Genomic DNA, 2,732 nt, shown 5'->3' with positions numbered 1-2,732 from the left:
CTCAGAGTCAGACACCAGGTGATCCAGAACCAACCACCACGACACGGCCACCGTCACGCAGACACGCCGCACGCAGCACCCTCACGATGACACTGAGCACGCTCGCGCGGAATGGGTTCAGGCAAGCGCCGCGCAGAGTGCCGAAACAATGTCGTCGATCGAGCCGGTGGTCGAATACCCCGCGGCCAGCTTGTGTCCGCCGCCGCCGAACGCCGACGCCACGACGGCCAGATCCACCGCCTTTTTGGCCCGCATCGACACCGACCAGCGCTGCGGCTCAACCTCTTTGAACACCGCCGCGACCTCGGCCTGCGACGTGGTGCGCACGATGTCGACGATGCTTTCCACTTCCTCCGCGCGTGCGCCGATCCACTCCTGGTGCCCGACCACCGCATACACCAGCCCACGACCCTCGACGGCGTCGGGAAGCAACTGCGCCGAACCCAACACCCGCGACAGCATCGTCAGCCAACTGAACGGATGCGTGTCCAGCAGCGCTCGGCTGATCGCCGCGTTGTCCACCCCGAGCTCGATGAGCCGCGCCGCCAATCGGTGCGCCCGGGCGCCGGCCCAGCGGAACGACCCGGTGTCGGTCGTCAGCCCGGCATAAAGGCAGTGCGCGACCTCGACGTCGATCGGCTTGGACCACGCGTCGAGCAATTCGGCGACCAGCATCGTGGTGGAATCCGCCGACGGGTCAACGAAATTGGCGGTGCCGAACAGTTGATTGGAGGCATGGTGGTCGATCACCAGCAGCTCCCGGCCCTTGCCGGCCATATCGCGCAGGTCGCCGAGCCGGTTGATGCTCGGAATATCCACCGTGACCACGAGCTCGACGTCGCGGCGCATCTCCGCGGGACTGACCAAAAGCCGACCACCAGGCAGCGACTGCAACGACTGCGGCAGGGCCTCCGGCGCGGCGAAACCGACCTGGACCGCTTTACCGGATTGGGCCAGCACAATCCCCAGCGCCAGCCCGGCACCGATGGTGTCGGCATCGGGATAGACGTGGCACACCACGCCGATCGTGGCGGCGGCGGACAGCAACTCCGCGGCCGCGGCCGCGTCGACGCGCCGGCCGGCCACGGCCGCTTCAGTCGTCGCGTTGGTCGTCGTCACCGGCATCTCCAGCGTCCGAGTCCCCGCTCCTCACCCGATACGGGTCGGCCTCCCCTGCCGGCTTTGCCCCTGAACGAACCCGCGCCAGGTCCGCGTCGGCGGCGCGCGCACGCGCGAGCAACTCCTCCATCCGGTGCGCCGCGTCAGGCACGGTGTCGCGGCTAAACGTCAGCGTCGGCGTGAACCGCACGCCGGTACCGGCGCCGACCTTGGTTCGCAACACACCCTTGGCGCTTTCCAGCGCCGCCGCCGCGCCGCCGTAGTCCGGCTCGTCGTCGAGGGTGCGTCCCATCACCGTGTAGTACAGGGTCGCGTCATGCAGGTCGGCGGTCACCTTGGCGTCGGTGATCGTCACCCCGGCCAGCCGCGGATCTTTGATCTCGTACTCGATCGCCGAGGCGACGATCGTCGAGATCCGCTTGGCCAATCGGCGCGCTCGGGCCGGATCGGCCATCAGGTGCGGGCCTTCTCAACCAACTCGTAGGTCTCGATGACGTCGCCTTCCTTGATGTCGTTGTAGCTCAGCGTCAAACCGCATTCGTAGCCGTCGCGCACTTCGGTCACGTCGTCCTTCTCGCGGCGCAGCGACTGTACGGTCGCGTTCTCGGCGACCACGATGTTGTCGCGCAGCAGTCGGGCCTTGGCGTTGCGGCGCACCACACCGGAGGTGACCAGGCAGCCGGCGATCAGGCCGACCTTCGAGCTGCGGAACAGCGCCCGGATCTCCGCGCGGCCCAGTTCCACCTCTTCGTAGACCGGCTTGAGCATGCCTTTCAGCGCGCTCTCGATCTCGTCGATGGCCTGGTAGATCACCGAGTAGTAGCGGATGTCCACGCCTTCGCGGTTGGCCAGTTCGGTGGCCTTGCCCTCGGCGCGCACATTGAACCCGATGATGACCGCATCCGAGGCCGACGCCAGGTTGACGTTGGTTTCGGTGATGCCACCGACCCCGCGGTCGATCACCCGCAGCGCCACCTCGTCGTCGATCTGGATGCCCAGCAGGGCCTCTTCCAGCGCTTCGACGGTACCGGCGTTGTCGCCCTTGAGGATGAGGTTGAGCTGGCTGGTTTCCTTCAGCGCCGAGTCCAGATCCTCCAGGCTGATCCGCTTGCGCGAACGTGCCGCCATGGCGTTGCGCTTGCGCGCGTTGCGCCGGTCGGCGATCTGGCGGGCGATGCGGTCCTCGTCGACGACCAGCAGGTTGTCACCGGCGCCGGGCACCGACGTGAAGCCGATGACCTGCACCGGCCGCGACGGCAGCGCCTCCTCGACGTCGTCGCCGTGTTCGTCGACCATGCGGCGGACCCGGCCGTAGGCATCGCCGGCGACGATCGAGTCGCCCACCCGCAGCGTGCCGCGCTGCACCAGCACGGTGGCCACCGGGCCGCGGCCGCGGTCCAGGTGCGCCTCGATCGCCACGCCCTGGGCCTCCATGTCCGGGTTGGCCCGCAGGTCCAGTGCGGCGTCGGCGGTCAACAGCACCGCCTCTTCCAGCGCCTCGATGTTGGTGCCCTGCTTGGCCGAGATGTCGACGAACATCGTGTCGCCACCGAATTCCTCTGGCACCAAACCGTATTCGGTGAGCTGCCCGCGGATCTTGGCCGGGTCGGCGC

The 2,732-nt window shown here is 68.0% G+C and carries 3 protein-coding genes; all 3 read right to left on the bottom strand.

The window, feature by feature from the left end:
- Positions 1 to 117 precede the first annotated feature (117 nt).
- Positions 118 to 1,125, bottom strand: coding sequence for a DHH family phosphoesterase (locus A5707_RS13190; protein ID WP_156657882.1), 1,008 nt, complete (start codon positions 1,123 to 1,125; stop codon positions 118 to 120).
- Positions 1,094 to 1,573, bottom strand: coding sequence for a 30S ribosome-binding factor RbfA (gene rbfA / locus A5707_RS13185; protein ID WP_065014917.1), 480 nt, complete (start codon positions 1,571 to 1,573; stop codon positions 1,094 to 1,096). The genes A5707_RS13190 and rbfA overlap by 32 nt, the downstream gene beginning before the upstream one ends.
- Positions 1,573 to 2,732, bottom strand: a 1,160-nt coding sequence (gene infB, locus A5707_RS13180; RefSeq protein ID WP_065014916.1) for a translation initiation factor IF-2, incomplete at its 5' end; no start/stop codon positions are given. The genes infB and rbfA, both read right to left, overlap by 1 nt.

It is taken from the genome of Mycobacterium kyorinense, from assembly GCF_001672775.1.
GTDB lineage: Bacteria > Actinomycetota > Actinomycetes > Mycobacteriales > Mycobacteriaceae > Mycobacterium > Mycobacterium kyorinense_A.
Note: the sequence above shows the minus strand (reverse complement) of the source record. Positions and strands in the feature narration are given on the sequence as shown.